Origin of the sequence: Klebsiella sp. HMSC25G12, assembly GCF_001807705.1 — a bacterium.
Taxonomy (GTDB): Bacteria; Pseudomonadota; Gammaproteobacteria; order Enterobacterales; family Enterobacteriaceae; genus Klebsiella; species Klebsiella variicola.
Map to the genome: position 1 here is coordinate 99,181 of NZ_KV789927.1, position 19,153 is coordinate 118,333.

Here is a 19,153-nt window from a genome sequence, read left to right on the forward strand (position 1 = left end):
AATCGGGCGCTGCAGAGGAGCAGCGCCCTTTTTTACCCAGTGCTAGGACAACAAAATCCATTGAACTACTTCATTTACCTGATTAATTGTTCAGCTTTCGTCAGAATTTGTGCACTGGATCGCGCGGTGAGATCGTAATTGTAAATATCTGTTCGATATTGTGTACGTCCATCAGCGTCCACAAAAGCCGTTAAGTAATATAAATTCACCGGTATATTTTGCCGAATATTGACATAGCGCGTGTCCCCTTGCTTCAGGGCATCGGAAATACGCGTGTCGTTCCAGCCCGCGTCCTGCAGCAACATATTGGCCAGCTCCGAGGCCTTATTGACGCGTACGCAGCCGGAGCTGAGCGCGCGAACATCTTTCTGGAACAGATTATGGTTCGGCGTATCGTGCAGATAAATAGCATCTGAACTCGGCATATTAAACTTGTAGCGGCCCAGTGAGTTACGCGCTCCAGGCGCCTGCTGAAAACGGAACGGTAAATTATTCTCGGTGATGGTCGACCAGTCGACCCGATAAGGATCGATGGTCTCTTTACTGTTCCAGCCGCGCATCACGGTGTAGCCATGCTGCTCCAGATAGCCTGGATTGTTACGCACCTTCGGCAGGATATCTTTGCGCGCCAGCGTCGGCGGCACGTTCCACGGTGGATTGACCACCACGTTGTTCAGCGCGCTGCTCATCATTGGCGTTTTGCGGTCCGGACGCCCGACGATCACCCGCGAGGCCAGCACCTGGCTGCCATCCTGGTAATAGACCAGCGAGAAAGCGGGAATATTCACCATAATGCCGGTCGACAGTTTGCCCGGTAGCAGGCGTAAACGCTGAATATTCAAGGCCAGCACCCCCGCACGCTGCGCGGAAGAGACGTTGAGCCAGTCGCGGGTGGACTGGCCAATGACGCCATCCGCACCCAGCCCCTGCATGGCCTGAAAGCGCTTAACCCCCTCCACCAGCTGGCGATCGTACACGCCGCGCGCCGCGGGTTTGCTCTTTTTCTTCGCCGACGGGCTCACCACATCGCCGGGCAGAACGATATTGGCGGTATTGTCCAGCATCCCGGTACGCTGGAGGATCTCGCGCAGGGCACCGATATCATTGCTCCATTCGCCGGGGCGCAGCGAGCCGCTACCGGTCATCTGCGGCCACGGGCGAGAATCAGCCACCAGCGCCAACAACGACTGGTGCATGGCCTCATACTGCGGATGATGCGGCGCCAGGCCAGCGATAAACGCTGGCAGGGAGCCATTGTCCAGCGCCAGCTGCCACTGGTTAATCACCGATAGCGGCGGGGTCGCCATCTTGTACGGCGTCGAGCTATATAGCCAGCGGGTCCCCTGGGTGGGGATGCCGCTGATAAAGTGCAAATAGCCCATCATGGCATCCGACAACACCACATCGCGCGCCATGCCGCTGACGGCGGGATCGGTCAGCAGGCTGACCCAGGTGGTAAACTGCGGCTGAAAACCGGCGATGGCGATCTCCGCCAGCTGCTGCTGGAACGCCTGCACCGCCTCGCGGTTCTCCCACATCGGTTTCATATCCCTGGCGGCGTACAGCGACACCAGCGGATTGATAAAGACAGGTTTGTACCCTGCCGGCAACAGCGCCTCGATCTGGGCGCGACTGTTTGCGGCCGCCTCCATCGACAGCGGCTGCTCACCGGCCAGCTTCGCGACCGCCGGCGATTGCCCATCGCTTTGCGTCAGCGCGACGGAAAGCTCTCCAGGCGTAGCGGAGCTATCACCAGGTACGACTTCAGGCTCTGCGGCCTGGACATTGAACAGCGGAGCAAATGCCAGTGCCAGGCTCAGGCTGAGCGCTGACAATGGACGACCATACCGTTTCTTTAGCAACATCCCTTGCCCCCTGTTGTCACACATTGCCGCCCACAAATTAGTGGGCTTTATCACAGTATATAAAGACGAAAAGGCTTTTGCCTTACCTAATGTAAAGAAGCTTAAAGATTATACCACCCAGACATACCAGGCTGGATAGCAAAAAGGGCAACTTAACGTTGCCCTTTTCAGCGCTTAGCCGCCAGAATTTAGCCGCAGCCTCAGGAGGCGTCGGCCGTACCCGGCAGTGCTTCCGGTACCGGTGCGGCAAAACCGCGCAGGCCGACAACGTGTACGTGTTCGTGATTATTAAACACTTTACGCACCAGTTTATAGGTCGTGCCTTTTTCCGGGCTGATATTTTCCGGCGCCGCGATAATCAGCTGCATCTCCAGACGTTCGCACAGCTCGAACAACGTGGCGATGGAGCGGGCGTCGAGACGCGCCGCTTCATCGAGGAACAGCAGACGGCAAGGCGAGATATCCTTGCCGCGCAGGCGACGAGACTCATCTTCCCAGCTCTGCACCACCATTACCAGAATCGACATCCCGGTACCGATCGCTTCCCCGGTCGACAGCGCGCCGGACTCCGCGCGCAGCCAGCCGTCGGAGCCGCGGTTAACTTCCACTTCCATCTCCAGATAGTTGCGGTAGTCGAGTAGCTCTTCGCCGATGGTTTGCGGCGTGCGCTGCCCCATGTCGATCTGCGGGTTGAGGCGCTGATACAGCTTGGCCAGCGCTTCCGAGAAGGTCAGGCGATTGCTGTTAAACAGATCCTGATGTTGCTCATGCTGTTCAGACAGGACATCCAGCAGCGTCGAGTGGGTCTCGCGCACGTTGACGTTCAGACGCACGCTGTTGACCTGGCCGAACGAGACGCTCTGCAGCCCCTGGTTGAGCATCCGGATACGGTTCTGCTCACGCTGAATGGTTTTGCGAATAATGTTCGCCACGCTGCGGGAACTGATCGCCAGCTTCTGTTCGCGGTTGGTCAGCTCTTCGGTCAGACGACTGAGCTCGATCTCCATCTGCTCGATCGCTTCCACCGGGTCATCGGTACGAATAATATCCTGACGGATACGCTCACGCAGATGCTGATAGACGGCGACGAAGAACTGGATTTTGCGCTCCGGACGTTTCGGATCTTCCGATATACGCAGCACGTCGCGCAGATGTTCGTTATCGGCGACCGCCAGACGCAGCGCACCGAGCGCCTTATCCGACATCGAACGCAGTTCGTCGGCAGAGAGATAGGCCAGCTCGCGGCGATGCAGACGACGTTCGACGCCGTTGTCTTTCACCAGACGCATCACCGCGCACCAGCCCGCCTTGGCGCTGACAACCTGCTCACGCATTTCGCAGTAATCGCGTTCCAGCTTGCGCAGTTTACGGGTCAGGTTGTCCATTTCCGCTTCGCAGAAGGTCAACGCTTTTTCCAGCTGATTGCGACGGGAGCGGTTGTTGCTCAGCTGCGTGTGCAGCTCGTCACGACGCTGACGCGCGCGCTCTTCCGCCCCGGCATCGGCGCGCACGCCGATATCCTGCAGCTCTTTATACAGATCGTTGAGCAGCTCTTTTTTGGTGTCATACGAGCTCTTCAGCGAGGCCAGCACCTGGTTGTACTGGTTCAACTGCGCAACGTGGCTACGCATCGCTTCGCGCGCGCGGCTACGCTCAGATTCCGCTTGTTGCAGACGCTGGCGCAGCTTCTCGTTGAGATCGCTGTTGCCACTGAGCATCTCCGCCGAATCGGAGTAGCTGAAGTGGGCCCGGCGCTGCACGACTTCCGCCAGCGCGAAAGCCTGCTGACGCGCATCGCGCTGGGTTTGCTGCGCATAGGCGTAATCTTCTTTCAGCTGCTCAAACTGCTCCGGATCGCTCTGCAATACCGAGACGATCGGCTCCAGCTTCGCCAGTTGATTGCCATGCTGCTGAATAAAGCGCACTGCCTCCTGCGCTTCGTCCAGACGTTCCTGGATCTCGTCCACGCGGTCAGCCAGCGTATCATCCGCCAGCAGGTTCAGGCGCGGCAGCAGGCGGTTGAGCGCCGACACGCCCTCTTTCGCCTGCTCATACTGCACGCGGTTCTGTTGGTTATCGCTCTCATGGGCGTTCAGCGCACGCTCCAGCTCGCCGCGGCGGCTGTTAAGCTTGCGGATCTCTTCTTCCGGATCGTCCTCGAAAGCCACCGCCAGATGGCTGCCAATGAAGCGGCTGAAAGCCTGGTGAAGACGCTGGGTTTTCTGCACGTCGAACGACAGGGTCGCGAAACGCTCGGAGAGACTCTCACGCTCAGCATGCAGTGTTTCGATGCGATTTTCGCGCGCCGCGCGACCAAACAGCGGCAGCGTTGGGAAACGTGAATAACGCCACTGGCGGTCGGCAATCTTCACCACCACCGCTTTTTCCAGCTCGTCAACGCTGAACACGCTGTCGTCGAAGGACTGCGGATCGCCTTCGATCAGATACAGGTCTTCCGGACAATCTTCCAGCCCTTCGAGCTGCTCCGCCACCTGCGACAGATCCGGCACCACGATCGCATGGCGCGATGGGCCATACAGCGCGGAGAAGTACGGCGCATCTTCGAGGCTAACGTCGTCATAAATTTCCGACAACAGGACGCCGCCAAAGCGCTCCGCCAGCGCGTTCAGACGCGGGTCTTCAGAGCCGCCCGGCTGACTGAGTCGCTCGATCTCTTCGTCGATGGCACGCTTGCGGGCGCCGACCTCGTCACGTTCAACGATAGCCTCGCGCTCGCGCTCCAGCAGCTGCTGCAGGTATTCGGTGACCTCCTGGCCGGACTCAAACTGTTCGCCGCTCTGCTCGCACAGCTGGTTGAGGCTGTTTTGCGCCGCCAGCCAGATCGGCGCCCGGCGCATCAGCGTCTGGGTGCGCGACTGCAGTTGCTCCAGCTCCTGACGCAAGGTCATGCGCTGTTCCTGAGCGTTAGAGACGCTGTCGGCCAGCGACGCGATGCGCGCTTCCAGCTCCTGATGCAGCGTTTCCAGATCGTCGATATCGTAGCGTTTGCCCTGGCGTTTGCAGAACTCAGCCAGCTGACGCTCGGCGTCCTGCTGCTCGCGCAGACGCTGTTCCAGCTCGTTGAGACGGCTGCGCAGCCCCTGCGCCTGCTCGGCCTGATGGCGCTGGTTAACGCCGTCGCGCAGCAATTCGCGCGCCACGTCCCAGGCTTCATTACGCGCCAGCGGGCCGTTAATCGCCGCCACCAGCTGGTACGCCTGTTCGAACTGGCTGTGCGCGGTTTGCGCCACGCTCATTTTCTGTTCCAGCGACAGCATTTTCTCCGTCGCTTCCTGCTCTTTCGCCTGGAAGGTTTCCAGCCACTCGTCGGCGCTCTCAGGCGTCAGATCCGGCAGATGGCACAGCGCCTTCGCGCGCTCCAGCGCCTGCAGCGCCTGGTTATACTGAATGGCGCGGGTCTGCTGGACGTCGAGCGCCTGCTGATAGTCGGCGAGCTGGTTTTTCAGCTCATCCACTTCCAGTTCTGCGGCTTCGGCGCGGGCTTCGTTCTCTTCCTGCTGGTCGGTGGCTTCCGCCACCACTTCATTCTGCTCTTCCAGACGGATCTGCAGCTCATCGAGATCCGCTTCGTAGCGCTCAATTTTTTCCTGCTGACGCAGGGCGGTCTGCACCAGGTTCAGGTGATCGCTGGCGGCCTGGTAATCGGCTTCCAGATCGCCCTCCGCGCCGTTGTGCTCCTGCAGCTCGCGCGCCATCTCGACGTGCTTATACTGCTCGGCCGCCAACTGCGAACGCGAGGTAAAGAGATCGCGACGATACTCCAGCGCCTTATCCAGGTGAATGCGCCGCTCGTTGGCGTGACGCATATAGTCCGCCGCCACGTAGTTGGTGGCTTCGCTGATCAGGTGTTTAAACAGATCGCGGTCAGACTGGGTTACGCGAATGGCTTCCAGCGTCATGCGGTTTTCCCGCAGCGCCGCTTCCATATCCTGGAACGCTTTACGCACGCCGCTGTTTTCCGGCAGCAGGTAGTCGCGCAGCGAGCGGGTAATGGTGCTGGAGATCCCGCCGTACAGCGAGGCCTCAATCAGGCGGTAGTATTTGCTACGATCGGAGGCGGAACGCAGACGACGCGCCACCACGCCCAGATCGAACATTAGCGAGTGATATTCGGTGATCGAGTTGAACTGTTTAAACTGGACGCCTTCCATCGCCTCGAGTTTGTCTTTCAGCTCATTGAGACTGACCACGCGCGCCTGACGATCGTTCAGCGTTTCGGTCAACAGCTGGGTCGGCAGGATAGAGGTCGGCAGTCCCTGAATGGCGAACGGTTTAATATCGACTTTACGATCGCGCCCGGCAACCTGCTGCAGGCGCACGCCGACCACCACGCGCTGGTGGCGGGAGTTGATCACATCGAGTACCGAGTAACACACCCCGGCGCGCAGCTTACCGTGCAGGCCTTTATCGCGTGAGCCGCTGGTGGCCCCCGCTTCGGTGGTGTTACGGAAGTGCAGCAGGGTTAAATCCGGGATCAGCGCCGTGACGAAAGCCGCCATGGTCGTGGACTTACCCGCGCCGTTCCCCCCGGAGAGGGTGGTCACCAGTTCATCAAGATCAAAGGTCCGGGCAAAGAAACCGTTCCAGTTAACCAGCGTTAGCGAGCGAAACTTACCGCGTTCAATCATTACTCTTCCTCCCCGCTATCCGGCTGGTTTTCTTCATTCTCATCATTGAGCTGCAGGTGATTTTCCAGAGCCATCGCTTCCCCGTCGCGGATCAGGCGGCGCTGCGCCTCGCGCGGGTCGTCGCCGGCGCGCACATCGGCGCCAAAGCGGAATACCGATTCGGTAATGCGAAACTTGCTGCTGTCATGGCCCATAAACCACACCATCCCCAGACGGCGCAGGCGGTTAAGCGACGCGCGCATTTTTTCCTGCAGCTTCTGGCGGTCCAGATCCGAACCGGTGGAACGATTGTTCACCAGCTTCAGCAGCCTGGATTCATCCGCCAGGGTCAGCAGCTCGTCATAGAGCTCCTGCTGGGTGAAAATCCCTTCGTTTGCCAGGCGCTCCGGGCTGAGATAGAGATAGCAAAGAATTTTGCCCACCATCATATCCAGCTCCGACAGCACCGAGCGCGAAATCAGCGTGGTGGAGCGCGGGCGCAGATAGAAGAACCCTTCCGGTGCGCGGATCAACTCGACGTTATAGCGAGCGTAAAATTCTTCCAGGTAATCCTGGAAATCCATCAAAAATGCGTGATTATCCAGCTCGTCGAGACCGATATGACGGCCCGCGCGCAGGGCGCTGTCCAGCGCCGGAAATAACGGATTGGCCAACGCCTGCGCCAGCTTAACCGGCATCACTTGTTCAATATTTGTCAATGACATGCGCCTGTACCTTGGCTCCGTAATCATTAATCGGCTGCCATTTTGCCGGCAGTCCGGTGAAATCTGCCTGGGCGACGCCCAGCTGTACCGCCTGATCCACGACGATCCGCGCCACGTCGAAGTGACGTCCGCGCGGATACTGCGCCAGGAACTCCCGCGCCACCAGGCCGAGGTCCAGCGGTATTCCCTTCTCTTTATAGACCGCCAGCTGCGCTTCGATCAGCGCCGCCAGCTGCTCGCGAATTTCGTTAAACTCTTCAAATTCGAGATCCGCCGGCAGTTCGCCGGTGACCTCTTCATCGCGCAGCGCCATCTCTTCATCGCGCATATCCAGCAGACGGTCGGCGTTGGCGTAAGTCAGCGCCCACGGTTCATCAAAATAGGTCTGTACCGACTGGCGCAGACGCTGGGCGAAGACGCGGTTCTTATCCATATCGATAGCGGTACGGATAAACTTGTGCACATGGCGGTCGTAGCCGATCCACAGGTCAATCGCCTGCTGACCCCAGCTGACGATGCGGTCGAGTTTGCTTTGCAGGTCGAATACCAACCGGTCGACAAAATGCAAATCGTCGCGCGCCATGGTCGAATCCTGAATGCGCAGCAGATTCGCCTGCAGTTTATCCCCCGCCGCATCCAGCGTATCCTGCAGTTCGCGCAGGGTGCCAGAGGTTTCCGACAGCAGCAGTTCACAGCTGGAAATCGCCGCGCGCCAGTCTTTATTTAACAACTGTGCGATATCGTCTTTCACCAGCTGCTGCTGCTCATCCATAATGCGCTGCGTCAGGTCGATGCTGTCGAAAATTTCCGCCACGGAATATTTCAGCGGAGCGAAAACATTGCGATGCCAGTGGAACTCATCCCCGCCCTCTTCTGCCGCATCCGCCGCACGCTTCAGCTCGCCAGCGACGATCGACAGCTGCATTGAGAGACGCAGCGTCGAGAATTCACGCTGACGGATATAGTAATCGGTGATCCCGATCCCCAACGGCGTCAGGCGATAGATCGCATTGCCTTCGGTAATTTCGCTGGTAAAGCGGTTCAGCAGACGCTGGCGCACCAAATCGTTGATCGCATTATTGGCGCGCTGGCTGATGGTTTCGCTGGTCTGCTCAAACGCATCACTGACGTGGCGGAACGCATCCACCAGTTCTCCCTCGCTCATTTCCCCTTCCAGCCGTTCGCCGTTCAGCGTGGCGACCGCCAGCAGAAAAGAGAGTCTGTCGACCGGCAGCGAGATAGAAAAATCATTTTTCCTGGCCCAGGCAACCAGTTCGGGGACTGTCTGGGAAAATTCACTCATACTTTATCCTTGCATCTGCGGCTATGAGCCTGGCTCTTAAGCGCGGTGACATGAATATAACGGCCCAGGCTGAGATACGGCTCCTGACGACAGTAGCGCGTTTCCAGCTCCAGCAGCGCCGCATAGCTGTCATGCTGTTGGCGTTTTTCACGCAGATAATCATGAAACACCCGCACGCCGGTTTTGCTGACAATCTGCCAGCCAATCTCTTCCAGCCAGTGATAAACCTGCTGCGGCTCACGCGGATAATCCGGCGACAGCGTGCGTTTTTTCTTTTTTGGCATGCCCAATTGTACGTAATCGAAATTACCGGCCACCATATTGTGCATCAGCAAGCCGTTAGCATTGTAGAACATCAACGACAGCCCACCGCCAGGACGCAGCGTCGACCACAGCGTACGCAGCACCTCCTGGGGCTCCGCCACCCACTCCAGCACCGCATGAAACAGTACCAGATCAACCGGGCTTTCCAAATGCTGCGCAATATCCTGAGCCGCGCATTGTACAAAATGCATGTTGTCGATCACACCTTTATCGACGGCCGCCTGGCGGGCGCGCGCCACCATTTCAGCGGAGAGATCGCACAGCGTCACCTGATGGCCCAGTTGCGCCACTTTAATGGCCGTTTGCCCTTCGCCGCCGCCGGCATCCAGCACCCTCAGCGGTCCCGGCCCCAGCTGCGCCAGCAGCGGTTCCAGATCCTGCCAGAGGATCGCCTGGCGCAGCTGACCTTTTGTGGTGCCGTAAATATTGCGCGAAAACTTTTCAGCAATGTCATCGAAATTGCGATCCTGCACGGGCGACTCCACAAGCCAACACAAAACCGCTATTTTGTCATACCCACGCCGAGAATGAAGCGATCTGTTATAAGATCCGAACATAACTTTGGTTATATGGTTAAAAAAGGAACCATCTGGCATGCTTTTCACGCTAAAAAAGATCGTCGGCGGTCTGCTGTTGCCGCTTCCCGCCCTGCTGTTGCTGATCGGGATCGGGATCGCGCTGTTATGGTTCAGCCGCTTTCAACGTACCGGCAAGCTATGCGTGAGCCTCGGCTGGCTGCTGCTGGCGCTGCTGAGCCTGCAACCGGTGGCCGACAGCCTGTTGAAACCGATTGAAGATAGCTACCCCACCTGGCGCGGCGAGCAGCCGGTGAGCTACGTGGTGGTGTTGGGCGGTGGCTATACCTGGAATCCGGAGTGGGCGCCAAGCTCTAATCTTATCAATAACAGCCTGCCGCGCCTGACGGAGGGCATTCGCCTATGGCAGGCGAATCCCGGATCGAAAATGATCTTTACCGGCGCGGCGGCAAAAACCAACCCCGTCAGCACGGCGGAGGCCGGGGCGAGAGTCGCGGAGAGCCTCGGCGTACCACGCAGCGATATCATCGTGCTCGATCGGCCGAAAGATACAGAAGAGGAAGCGCAGGCGGTGAAGCGCGCCATCGGCGATGCGCCCTTCCTGCTGGTCACTTCGGCGTCCCACCTGCCACGGGCGATGATTTTCTTTCGTCATGCCGGTCTGGATCCCCTGCCCGCGCCGGCAAATCAGTTAGCGGTGACCTCGCCGCTTAATCCGTGGGAACGAGCCATCCCCTCCCCGGTATGGCTGATGCACAGCGACCGGGTCGGCTATGAAACCCTCGGTCGTGTCTGGCAATGGCTGAAAGGTGGCTCAGGCGAGCCAGGGCAGGAGTGATTTTGTCGCGAGGTCGAAACGGGCGCGGTCAAAGCGCCCGGTATTGACCAGATTATCCACCTCATCCCACAGCAGATAGAGCCAGCGCCGCCAGACAAAGGCCTCGGAAACTGGCGCCTGCTGCAGGTAGCGCCACAGCAACTGTTCCGCCTGGCCGCCTTCTGCAAGGCGGAACAGTTCATACTCGCGTGGCGCCCACAGCATCATCCCCGGGCCCACCATCGCCAGCAGCTGATCGCTGCGTGGGTCTTTCAGCATACTGCGCAAGGTGAAATTACCGTGTACCAGCACGGCATTGTCATTAAAATCGCGAAACAGCTCCGGAAGGCACTCGCGGGAGCGGAACAAAATACGCTTATCCTGCATCGTCAGGCCGGTATCCTGATACAGGTTCAGGGTGCTCCACAGCATCTCTACCCGCTGGCGGTACCAGTTCGACCACAGATTGTCCTGGGTATTGTCGACCATTCCTACGCAGCCGCCGCTGTCCTGACGATGCCAGGCGAGCAGCGCCTCGACGATTTGCTCCTGCAGTTGCTCCCAGCGCGCTGGTGTGCGCGTGGGGGCCTCCACCGGAACGCCGCGCAAGCGCTCAAGCAGCAGCACATCCGGCCCGGGATGCTCTTCATGCGTCATCACGCCGTAAACCACCGGCATGCGCACTGTACCACTGCGCGCGAGGGTGGAGATCTTCCATGCCAGTTGCCGCGCCACACCGGGCGTGGTGAAACTGCGCGCCAGCAGCGGCATCGGGTTTCCCTGCGCGTCGTACAGGGACCACAGCGCCGTAGCGGGTTTTTCACTGACACACTCCACCCGGCTCAGCTTTTCGCCAAGCAGGTGACTGAGTTCGGTTCGCAACTGTTCCATTGTCGATTACCCCTATGAACACTACTGGTTTCATAATGAGCGCCCGCACCTGGGTTGTCATCGAATAAGATCAAAAAGGGACAAAAAAAGCGAAAAACCGGCGGGGATATCCCCCCCTGCAAGGAGGGGACAGGGGATTAACGCAGTTCAGCGCGGACACGCTCCAGATCTTCCGGGGTATCCACACCGGTGCCGGGCACTTCTGCCGCCACGGCAACATGGATTTTCTCGCCATACCACAGCACCCGCAGCTGCTCGAGCATTTCAATCTGCTCCAGCGGGCTCGGCGCCCAGCTGACATAGCGGCGAATAAAGCCAGCGCGGTAGCCATAAATGCCGATGTGACGCAGCAGGGAATCACCGATGGTCTCGCGGGAGTGGGCAAAGCGATCGCGATCCCAGGGTATGGTGGCACGGGAGAAATAAAGCGCATAACCTTGCGCATCCATCACCACTTTCACCGCATTTGGATTAAACGCCTCTTCCGCATCGTGGATCGGTACCGCCAGCGTCGCCATTCCACTGCTGCTGGACGCCAGATTCTCCGCCACCTGGCGGACGATCGCCGGGGGGATCATCGGCTCATCGCCCTGAATATTGACGATGATAGTGTCATCGCTGAATGCGCACTTCTCCACCACTTCCGCCAGCCGTTCAGTGCCGGACTGGTGATCGGCGCGGGTCATGCACACTTCACCACCCGCCGCTTCAACGGCGCTGGCCACGTCCGGATGATCGGTGGCGACAATAATGCGATCCGCGCCGGATTCGCGCGCGCGCTCCAGCACGTGGACAATCATCGGTTTGCCGTTAATGTCCTGCAGTGGTTTTCCCGGCAGGCGCGTAGAGGCGAAACGCGCAGGAATAATAACCACGAAACTCATGAGTGACTCTCTTCAACCGTCAGCGCTCGGGCCTCTGTCTCCAGCAGCACAGGAATACCATCGCGCAGCGGAAACGCCAGACTATCAAGTTTGCAAATAAGTTCTTGCTTATCCTGACTGTAATACAGCTTACCGTTACAGACCGGGCAGGCGATGATTTCAAGTAAACGGTGATCCATGTTTCCTCCTGATGGACCGGATAGATTTCACAGCAGCATATCACAGGAAGGTCGGCGCCGGGATCAATCGGCGTTGATTTCCCACCCCTGCTCCTGGCCGACAAACAGCCCTTCCGGCAAGCCTCGGCACAGGATCCGCTCCGCCGATTGCCAGCGCGCGAAGTCGTTAATCGCCCGGCGCAGCCCCTGCTCAAGGCCACGGGTGATCTTCACACCCTCCTCCAGCCACAGAGAGCAGATCTCCAGCTCCTGGCTTTTGCGATGTATTTTACTGTCCATCCGCCCAACCAGTTTTCCCTGGTGCAGCAGGGGCAGTACGAAGTAGCCATACTGCCGCTTCGGCGCTGGGGTATAGCACTCCAGGCGATAGCTGAAGTTGAAGAGTTGCTCCGCGCGTTTCCGATCCCAGACCACCGGGTCAAAAGGAGAGAGCACGGCGCTATGGCTGGCGATCAGCTTACCACCAGGCGCTGACTCAAGCTGCGCCAGCGCGTCGCGATGCAACCACATCTCGCCGAGTGCTTCCACGTTAACCGGCACCACCAGGCCCTCTTCCTGCCAGGCAGCCAGCAGACCCGGTAGCGACGGCTGGCGCAAGCGATAGTAATCGGCCAACCACTGGGGACGAAAGATACCGAGGCTGCGGGCGCTGTTGCGCAGCATGATGGCCTCTGCGTCTTCGCGGGACAGCGCGTCGCGTTCGTCATCCCAGTCCGGCATCACCCGCCGGGTTAAATCATACACGCGGTGAAAATTGCGTCGTTCCACCACCATCACTTCGCCGGCGGTAAACAGCCCTTCCAGATGGCGCTTATGCGGTTTCCACTCCCACCAGCCGCTGGCGCCTTTGCGCGGGTGGGTAAAATCCGCCGAGCGAACCGGGCCGTTTTGCCCGATATGCGCCAGCAGCTCTGCAATACTCCCGGCATGCTCCTCCATCCACGCGCGATGGTATTTCCAGCCCATATTGTCGGGATTCAACATGCGATGGCGCACCAGGGCGAAATCGCTGCGCGGTAGAAAGCAGGCTTCATGCGCCCAGTATTCCATTAGCTCGCCGCTGCGCAACGACTCATCCAGCCAGTGCTGCGGATAGCTGCCGAGGCGGCTGAACAGCACCAGATAGGGGCTGCGGGCCACCACGTTGATGGTATCGATTTGCAGCAGCGACATCTGCTGGATGGTGGAAAGAATGTCTTTCGGGCGAGCGCGACGTCGGGGCTTCTTTAACAACCCCTGCGCCGCGAGATGGAGGTGGCGCGCCTCGTTAAGCGATAATTGCAATACCGACATGCAGGTTCTCCGTCAGGAATTCCAGCACAGCGGCGAGCAAAGCCGGCGCGTCAGTTAACGTTGCGCCAACGTCGCTAAGTCCGCAAGCAACCGCTGTGCGCGTTCATCGGCCATTATGGCGTCGACCGGTAAATACCACCAGTTTGCGGCGGCGAAATCGCGACATTTCACCGCGTCTTTCTCGGTCATCAGCAGCGTCTGCCCGGTGGTTACCAGGGCGGCGACATCGGCCTGGCTCAGCGCCTGATGGTCTGCCAGCGCCACGGTTTTGACCGGCTGGACGCCACAGCTTTCAAGGGTGGCGAAAAAGCGCGGCGGATGGCCGATGCCGGCCATCGCCACTACGTTCGTGAAAGTCGAGACATCGCGACGTTCGCCGGTAAGCAGGTTAACCGCCATCCCTGGACGCAGTTGCATCGGGATCTCCCCCGGACGCGCCACGCCGCCGTTGACGATAACCGCATCAACGCTTTGCAAGCGCGACGCCCGCTCGCGCATCGGCCCGGCAGGCAGCCACCAACCGTTGCCAAAGCGGCGTACGCCGTCGATAACGACAATTTCTCTGTCCCGCGCCAGCTTATAGTGCTGCAACCCGTCGTCGGTCACGATAATCTGCAGATCGTGCGCGCTGAGCAGCGCTTTCACCGCGTCGCTGCGCAGCGGAGAAACCGCCACCGGCGCGCCGGTACGCTGATGAATTAACACCGGCTCATCACCCGCCTGCGCCGTACTGGTCCGGTCAGTTAATACCAGTGGGTAGCGGTCGGCTTTACCGCCGTAGCCGCGAGAGACCACCCCCACGCGAATACCGCGCTGCTGCAGCTGCTCCACCAGCCAGATCACCACCGGCGTTTTACCATTGCCGCCGGCGGTCAGGTTACCGACCACCACCACCGGCACCGGCGCGCGCCAGGCTTTTTGCCACCCCAGCTGATAGCTGAGGCGAATCACCGCGCTCACCAGGCCATACAGCCAGGAGAGCGGCAGCAGCAGGCGCCACAGCGGCGATTCCCCGGACCAAATGCGCGCGATCATTCGCCGAATTGCATCTTATGCAGCTGGGCGTACACGCCCTTATGCTCCAGCAGATCGTGGTGCGTTCCGCGTTCCACGATCCGCCCATCTTCAACCACCACAATTTCATCAGCCTGCTCAATGGTCGACAGACGGTGGGCGATAACCAGCGAGGTGCGGTTTTTCTGCAGCTCATCCAGCGCCGCCTGAATGGCTCGCTCGGACTCAGTATCCAGCGCCGAGGTGGCTTCATCAAGGATCAGGATCGGGCTGTTACGCAGCAGCGCACGGGCGATAGCAATACGCTGGCGCTGGCCACCGGACAGCATTACGCCATTTTCACCAATGATCGTATCCAGACCATTGTCCATCTTGTTGATGAAATCCATGGCGTAGGCCATTCGCGCGGCCTCTTCAATCTGCTCGCGGCTGTACTCTTCGGTACGGGCATAGGCGATGTTGTTGGCGACAGTATCGTTGAACAGATGCACGTTCTGTGAAACGAGTGCCACCTGGTCGCGCAGCGAGCTCAGCTTGTACTCGCGCAGGTCGTGACCATCCAGCAGGATCTGGCCGTCGTCAACATCGTAGAAGCGGGTGATCAGGCTGGCAATGGTCGATTTACCCGACCCTGAGCGCCCCACCAGCGCGACGGTTTTCCCTTCCGGGATATCGAGATTGATATTGCGCAGCGCGGCCACTTCGCGCCCCGGATAGGTGAACGTGACGTTCTCAAACTTGAGATTGCCTTTGGCCCGCTCAATGACCCGCGTACCTTCGTCTTTTTCCTGCTCGGAATCGAGGATCGCAAACAGCGTCTGGCACGCCGCCATCCCACGCTGGAACTGGGCATTGACGTTGGTCAGCGACTTCAGCGGGCGCATCAGCGCAATCATTGAGGAGAAGACCACGGTAATGGTCCCGGCGGTCAGGGTGTCCATTACGCTCGGGAAGCTGGCGGCATACAGGACAAAGGCCAGCGCCAGCGACGCGATAAGCTGAATGATCGGGTCGGAGATAGACGAGGCAGAAACCATCTTCATCCCCTGCAGACGCATTTTATTGCTGACCTTATCAAAACGTTTGGTTTCCACCTCCTGGCCACCAAACATCAGCACCTCTTTATGCCCTTTCAGCATCTGCTCAGCGCTGGTGGTGACCTGCCCCATCGTGTTCTGCATATTCTTACTGATATTACGAAAACGCTTGGAGACCACGCGGATTGCTACCGACACGATCGGCGCCAGTACGATCAGGATCAGCGACAGCTGCCAGCTGTAATAGAACATCATCACGAACAGGCCGATAATCGATGCCCCTTCGCGGACCACGGTGATCAGCGCGCTGGAGGAAGATGAGGCGACCTGCTCAGAATCATAGGTAATGCGTGACAGCAGCGTCCCGGTAGACTGCTTGTCAAAGAAGGCCACCGGCATGCCCATCATGTGGCCGAACAGGCGACGACGCATGGTCATCACGACTTTGCCGGAAACCCAGGAGATACAATAGCTCGAGATGTAGCTGGTGATCCCACGCAGCACCATCAGCCCGATAACCACCAGCGGCATCCATAGCAGCACTGAGCGATCCGTTTTACCAAAACCATCATCCAATAACGGTTTAAGAAGCGATAACATGAAGGTGTCACTGCCCGCGTTAAGCACTAACGCCACCGCCGCGACGATTAGCCCGGCTTTAAACGGTGCAATAATCGGCCAAAGTCGGCGGAAGGTCTGCCACGTGGAGAGATCTTTATCGTTCTGCATTCAATAAACCAGCTTGTGTTGAAATAGCCGCATATTCTACCCGTTATCGGCGGGCGCGCCAAACCACTGATGATACCAACGTGGTAAAACTTGATCCCGTAAGCTATGGATTTGCCACCCTTCTGCGGAAAAAACCACCGTTATCTGTCCCTGCTGCGGCGTGGCGAACCAGCGATACCCCCGCTGGCGATAGCGCTGAACCACCTTGTACGAGGGCATCCGCCACGCATTGTAGCGCGAAGCGGATGCCAGCGCGGCCGCACCCTCTACCCGGCGGACCAGCAATTCGCTGGAGGAGGTGTTGCTACCGTGGTGGGGAACCTGGATAAGTGTAGACGTCAGATGCTGCCAGTAACGGCTGATCATCGCTTGCTCCGCCTGACGTTCTATATCGCCGGTGAGCAGGATGCTGGAGCGACCATCATCGATGCGCACCACGCAGGAGTGATTATTACCCTTTGCCGTGCTGCCCGGCAGCGGCCACAGGGCCTGGAAGTTGAGTCCCTGCCATTGCCAGCGCTCGCCGCGATGGCACGGCAGATGACGCGTCCAGCCTAAAGGGCTGCGCACCCACGCCTGCGGCCATGCCTGCCGCACTGAATTAAGGCCGCCGCGATGATCCAGATGCTCGTGGCTTAGCACAATGCCCTGCAGCTGCAGATGATGCCAGCGCAGCCACGGGATAATCACCTGCTGACCGCTGTCGCCCTGCGGCCATGCTGGCCCGGTATCATAGAGGAGCGCCTTGCCGTGACGTTCGATAACCATCGCCAGCCCCTGCCCGACATCCAGCATCGTCACCCGCCATTCGTCCGCGGGAAACGGCCTCCAGAAGGGCCGCATCAGCAGGAGCAGCACGCTCAGACACAGGGCCGTGAAATGCCGCCAGCTCTGAAAACGCCAGCCCATCACCAGCAGCCAAGGCAGGCTACTGATCCAGAGCCAGCGGGCGTCCAGCGGTAGCCAGCCGTCCGGTAAATGTCGTAATCCCCAGAACAGCAGCGCCAGCACGCGATCGGCCGCCAGCCAGAGCAGCGACTCCACCATCCCCGGCCCCGTGAGATGCAGCAGCATCGCGCCGAGAATAAGCGGCACCGCCAGCAGGGTCACCAGGGGTACCGCCAGCAAATTGGCGGCCATGGACGTCAGGCTGACGCCATGGAAGAGCAGGAGCTGGAGAGGCACCAGCAGCAGCGTCACGCCAGCCTGCAAATGAACGAGGGCGAACAGTGCCTTCCATGGCCAACGCCTGTGGCCAACAGGAAACGGTACCCACTGAAACCAGAAGATCAGCCCCGCCACGGCGAAAGCGGATAGCCACAGGCTTTGCGACAGCACCGCCAGCGGGTCGGTAACGAGTATCGCCCCCAGACAGCAGAGCCACACCTGCCACGCCGTCCAGCGCTGGCCCGACAAGCGTAAGGCGCAGCACACGCCCAACCCTACGCAGGTGCGCAGCGCCGGCGGCTGCATGCCGGTCAGCCAGGCATAGCCGACGGCGCCGACCAGCCCGGCCAGCAGCGGCAACCGCCAGCCGATCCAGCGGCCCGGTAGAATATACTGCACGCCGCGCAGCAGGAGCACGATAAGGGAAGCCGCGAGGGCGATATGGAGACCAGAGATGGCCATCAGATGGGAGGTGCCCGTGTTCTGCATCAGGACCTTAATCGCCGTCGGCAGGGTCAGTCGCTCCCCCATCCCTAATCCCAGCATCACCGCACGCCAGGGATAAGGCTCCAGACGCCGGGTCAACGACACCAGGTAGCGGGCGCGCAGGCTGCAGCGGGGATCCAGCGCGGAAGCTGCGACAATCCCCCCGCTCAGCGGCCGGTGCTGCGCCAGCGCATAACGCTGGCTGTCGAAGCCCCCGTCGTTGAGCTGCCCGTGCACCGGGCGCAGGCGCAGCGTCATCAACCAGTGCTGACCCGCACAGGCGGGCGCAGGTGTAAGTTCCCCGTACAGCGTCACGCCCACCGGGGGAAACAGGTAGCGGCCCGCCAGGCGCACAATCTGACCACGGTGCAGGGCCTGGCCATCCGTCTCGCTGAGGATCACTTCCGCCTGCCGGATGGCGCCGGTAAGGTGCCGGGTCGGCCACAGCGCCTGATGCGCGCTCAATACTCCCCAGATCATCAGCAGAAGCGTCATCGCCACACAAGCCATGGCCGTTCCGCGCAGGCGGGTCAGCAACAGCGCCGCAAGGCACGCGCTCGCCAGAACGTGCGGGCCCGGCAAGACGGGTAGCCAGAGTAGCGGCAGCATCGCGATGCTGGCGCATCCGGCAAGCCATGGTAGACGCATAAACACCTCCCTGTGAGCAGGCAGTGTTACGCAAAGCGACGGTGGCGTCCCGCCGCTGAATTCAGGCGTGCGTAGCGCCTTCCAGACAATCGTATCTGTTGCAGTCAGGCACGGTTTTTTTGCGAAGCTGGAGGTAAATCGCGGACACAAAAAAAGCACCCGCAGGTGCTTTTTTTATCATCAGGCAGGTTGCACGTCGTGCAACTTACTCTTCATAAATATTGGCGCGGTCACGTAATTCTTTCCCGGGCTTAAAGTGCGGAACGTACTTACCTTCCAGTTCGACTTTATCACCAGTTTTCGGGTTACGTCCGGTGCGAGGTGCTCGATAGTGCAGAGAGAAGCTGCCGAAACCGCGGATTTCAATGCGCTCACCTTGAGCAAGCGTTGAGGCCATATGTTCCAGCATTTCTTTAACAGCATCTTCCACCGCTTTCGCCGGAATGTGAGATTGCTGGCTGGCAAGTCTTTCAATCAATTCTGACTTGGTCATTATTCCTCCGGTTTCCTTCAAGGCAAAAATTAGCTAACAGCTTAAACAAGGGCGGCCGTAGCCGCCCTTTGTGCTTGATTACAGGACGAATCCTGCAATCTGTCAAGTAAACTCGTCACTATTCAGGTTGTTAT

14 protein-coding genes are annotated in these 19,153 nt (G+C 59.4%); 1 reads left to right on the top strand and 13 read right to left on the bottom strand.

Annotation, left to right across the window (positions count from 1 at the left end; genetic code table 11):
* Positions 1 to 74 precede the first annotated feature (74 nt).
* The 5 genes from ldtD to cmoM form a co-directional block, all read right to left on the bottom strand.
* Positions 75 to 1,865, bottom strand: a complete 1,791-nt coding sequence (gene ldtD / locus HMPREF3096_RS27170) for a L,D-transpeptidase (RefSeq protein ID WP_012542312.1) — start codon at positions 1,863 to 1,865, stop codon at positions 75 to 77.
* A gap of 200 nt (positions 1,866 to 2,065) precedes the next feature.
* On the bottom strand, positions 2,066 to 6,514 hold the full coding sequence (gene mukB, locus HMPREF3096_RS27175; RefSeq protein WP_012968616.1) for a chromosome partition protein MukB: 4,449 nt from the start codon (positions 6,512 to 6,514) through the stop codon (positions 2,066 to 2,068).
* Complete coding sequence (mukE, locus tag HMPREF3096_RS27180) at positions 6,514 to 7,218, bottom strand: chromosome partition protein MukE (protein ID WP_004150840.1); 705 nt, start codon at positions 7,216 to 7,218, stop codon at positions 6,514 to 6,516. Before mukE ends, mukB begins: the two co-directional genes overlap by 1 nt.
* Positions 7,199 to 8,521: a chromosome partition protein MukF gene (mukF, locus tag HMPREF3096_RS27185; protein ID WP_008805866.1), complete on the bottom strand. Its 1,323-nt coding sequence runs from the start codon at positions 8,519 to 8,521 to the stop codon at positions 7,199 to 7,201. The genes mukE and mukF overlap by 20 nt, the downstream gene beginning before the upstream one ends.
* On the bottom strand, positions 8,518 to 9,318 hold the full coding sequence (gene cmoM / locus HMPREF3096_RS27190) for a tRNA uridine 5-oxyacetic acid(34) methyltransferase CmoM (RefSeq protein WP_008805865.1): 801 nt from the start codon (positions 9,316 to 9,318) through the stop codon (positions 8,518 to 8,520). The genes mukF and cmoM overlap by 4 nt, the downstream gene beginning before the upstream one ends.
* 121 nt (positions 9,319 to 9,439) lie before the next feature.
* On the opposite strand from cmoM, the gene elyC reads away from it, so the two are divergent.
* Positions 9,440 to 10,219, top strand: coding sequence for an envelope biogenesis factor ElyC (gene elyC / locus HMPREF3096_RS27195; protein WP_008805864.1), 780 nt, complete (start codon positions 9,440 to 9,442; stop codon positions 10,217 to 10,219).
* On the opposite strand, the gene HMPREF3096_RS27200 is transcribed toward elyC, so the two are convergent.
* The 8 genes from HMPREF3096_RS27200 to ihfB form a co-directional block, all read right to left on the bottom strand.
* Positions 10,196 to 11,089 carry a YcbJ family phosphotransferase gene (locus tag HMPREF3096_RS27200; RefSeq protein ID WP_008805863.1) on the bottom strand — a complete coding sequence of 298 codons (894 nt, stop codon included), beginning with the start codon at positions 11,087 to 11,089 and terminating at the stop codon, positions 10,196 to 10,198. The genes elyC and HMPREF3096_RS27200 overlap by 24 nt on opposite strands.
* 137 nt (positions 11,090 to 11,226) lie before the next feature.
* Positions 11,227 to 11,973, bottom strand: a complete 747-nt coding sequence (gene kdsB, locus HMPREF3096_RS27205; RefSeq protein ID WP_012542315.1) for a 3-deoxy-manno-octulosonate cytidylyltransferase — start codon at positions 11,971 to 11,973, stop codon at positions 11,227 to 11,229.
* The gene (gene ycaR / locus HMPREF3096_RS27210) at positions 11,970 to 12,152 is read right to left on the bottom strand and encodes a protein YcaR (RefSeq protein ID WP_012542316.1); all 183 of its coding nucleotides are present in this window, start codon (positions 12,150 to 12,152) and stop codon (positions 11,970 to 11,972) included. The genes kdsB and ycaR overlap by 4 nt, the downstream gene beginning before the upstream one ends.
* 63 nt (positions 12,153 to 12,215) lie before the next feature.
* Positions 12,216 to 13,445 carry a winged helix-turn-helix domain-containing protein gene (locus tag HMPREF3096_RS27215; protein ID WP_032729876.1) on the bottom strand — a complete coding sequence of 410 codons (1,230 nt, stop codon included), beginning with the start codon at positions 13,443 to 13,445 and terminating at the stop codon, positions 12,216 to 12,218.
* Between the two features lie 54 nt (positions 13,446 to 13,499).
* Positions 13,500 to 14,480, bottom strand: coding sequence for a tetraacyldisaccharide 4'-kinase (gene lpxK / locus HMPREF3096_RS27220; RefSeq protein WP_016160566.1), 981 nt, complete (start codon positions 14,478 to 14,480; stop codon positions 13,500 to 13,502).
* Positions 14,477 to 16,225, bottom strand: coding sequence for a lipid A ABC transporter ATP-binding protein/permease MsbA (msbA, locus tag HMPREF3096_RS27225; protein WP_004201387.1), 1,749 nt, complete (start codon positions 16,223 to 16,225; stop codon positions 14,477 to 14,479). The genes lpxK and msbA overlap by 4 nt, the downstream gene beginning before the upstream one ends.
* 36 nt (positions 16,226 to 16,261) lie before the next feature.
* Complete coding sequence (locus tag HMPREF3096_RS27230) at positions 16,262 to 18,526, bottom strand: ComEC family protein (protein WP_048293415.1); 2,265 nt, start codon at positions 18,524 to 18,526, stop codon at positions 16,262 to 16,264.
* Between the two features lie 205 nt (positions 18,527 to 18,731).
* The gene (gene ihfB, locus HMPREF3096_RS27235) at positions 18,732 to 19,019 is read right to left on the bottom strand and encodes an integration host factor subunit beta (RefSeq protein WP_004100704.1); all 288 of its coding nucleotides are present in this window, start codon (positions 19,017 to 19,019) and stop codon (positions 18,732 to 18,734) included.
* Between the last annotated feature and the right edge of the window lie 134 nt (positions 19,020 to 19,153).

What these genes read in the sequence shown, in the direction of transcription:
- ldtD (WP_012542312.1), bottom strand. Translation starts at nt 1,865, where the DNA reads ATGTTGCTAAAGAAACGGTATGGTCGTCCATTGTCAGCGCTCAGCCTG.
- mukB (WP_012968616.1), bottom strand. Translation starts at nt 6,514, where the DNA reads ATGATTGAACGCGGTAAGTTTCGCTCGCTAACGCTGGTTAACTGGAAC.
- mukE (WP_004150840.1), bottom strand. Translation starts at nt 7,218, where the DNA reads ATGTCATTGACAAATATTGAACAAGTGATGCCGGTTAAGCTGGCGCAG.
- mukF (WP_008805866.1), bottom strand. Translation starts at nt 8,521, where the DNA reads ATGAGTGAATTTTCCCAGACAGTCCCCGAACTGGTTGCCTGGGCCAGG.
- elyC (WP_008805864.1), top strand. Translation starts at nt 9,440, where the DNA reads ATGCTTTTCACGCTAAAAAAGATCGTCGGCGGTCTGCTGTTGCCGCTT.
- HMPREF3096_RS27200 (WP_008805863.1), bottom strand. Translation starts at nt 11,089, where the DNA reads ATGGAACAGTTGCGAACCGAACTCAGTCACCTGCTTGGCGAAAAGCTG.
- kdsB (WP_012542315.1), bottom strand. Translation starts at nt 11,973, where the DNA reads ATGAGTTTCGTGGTTATTATTCCTGCGCGTTTCGCCTCTACGCGCCTG.
- ycaR (WP_012542316.1), bottom strand. Translation starts at nt 12,152, where the DNA reads ATGGATCACCGTTTACTTGAAATCATCGCCTGCCCGGTCTGTAACGGT.
- HMPREF3096_RS27215 (WP_032729876.1), bottom strand. Translation starts at nt 13,445, where the DNA reads ATGTCGGTATTGCAATTATCGCTTAACGAGGCGCGCCACCTCCATCTC.
- lpxK (WP_016160566.1), bottom strand. Translation starts at nt 14,480, where the DNA reads ATGATCGCGCGCATTTGGTCCGGGGAATCGCCGCTGTGGCGCCTGCTG.
- msbA (WP_004201387.1), bottom strand. Translation starts at nt 16,225, where the DNA reads ATGCAGAACGATAAAGATCTCTCCACGTGGCAGACCTTCCGCCGACTT.
- HMPREF3096_RS27230 (WP_048293415.1), bottom strand. Translation starts at nt 18,526, where the DNA reads ATGCGTCTACCATGGCTTGCCGGATGCGCCAGCATCGCGATGCTGCCG.
- ihfB (WP_004100704.1), bottom strand. Translation starts at nt 19,019, where the DNA reads ATGACCAAGTCAGAATTGATTGAAAGACTTGCCAGCCAGCAATCTCAC.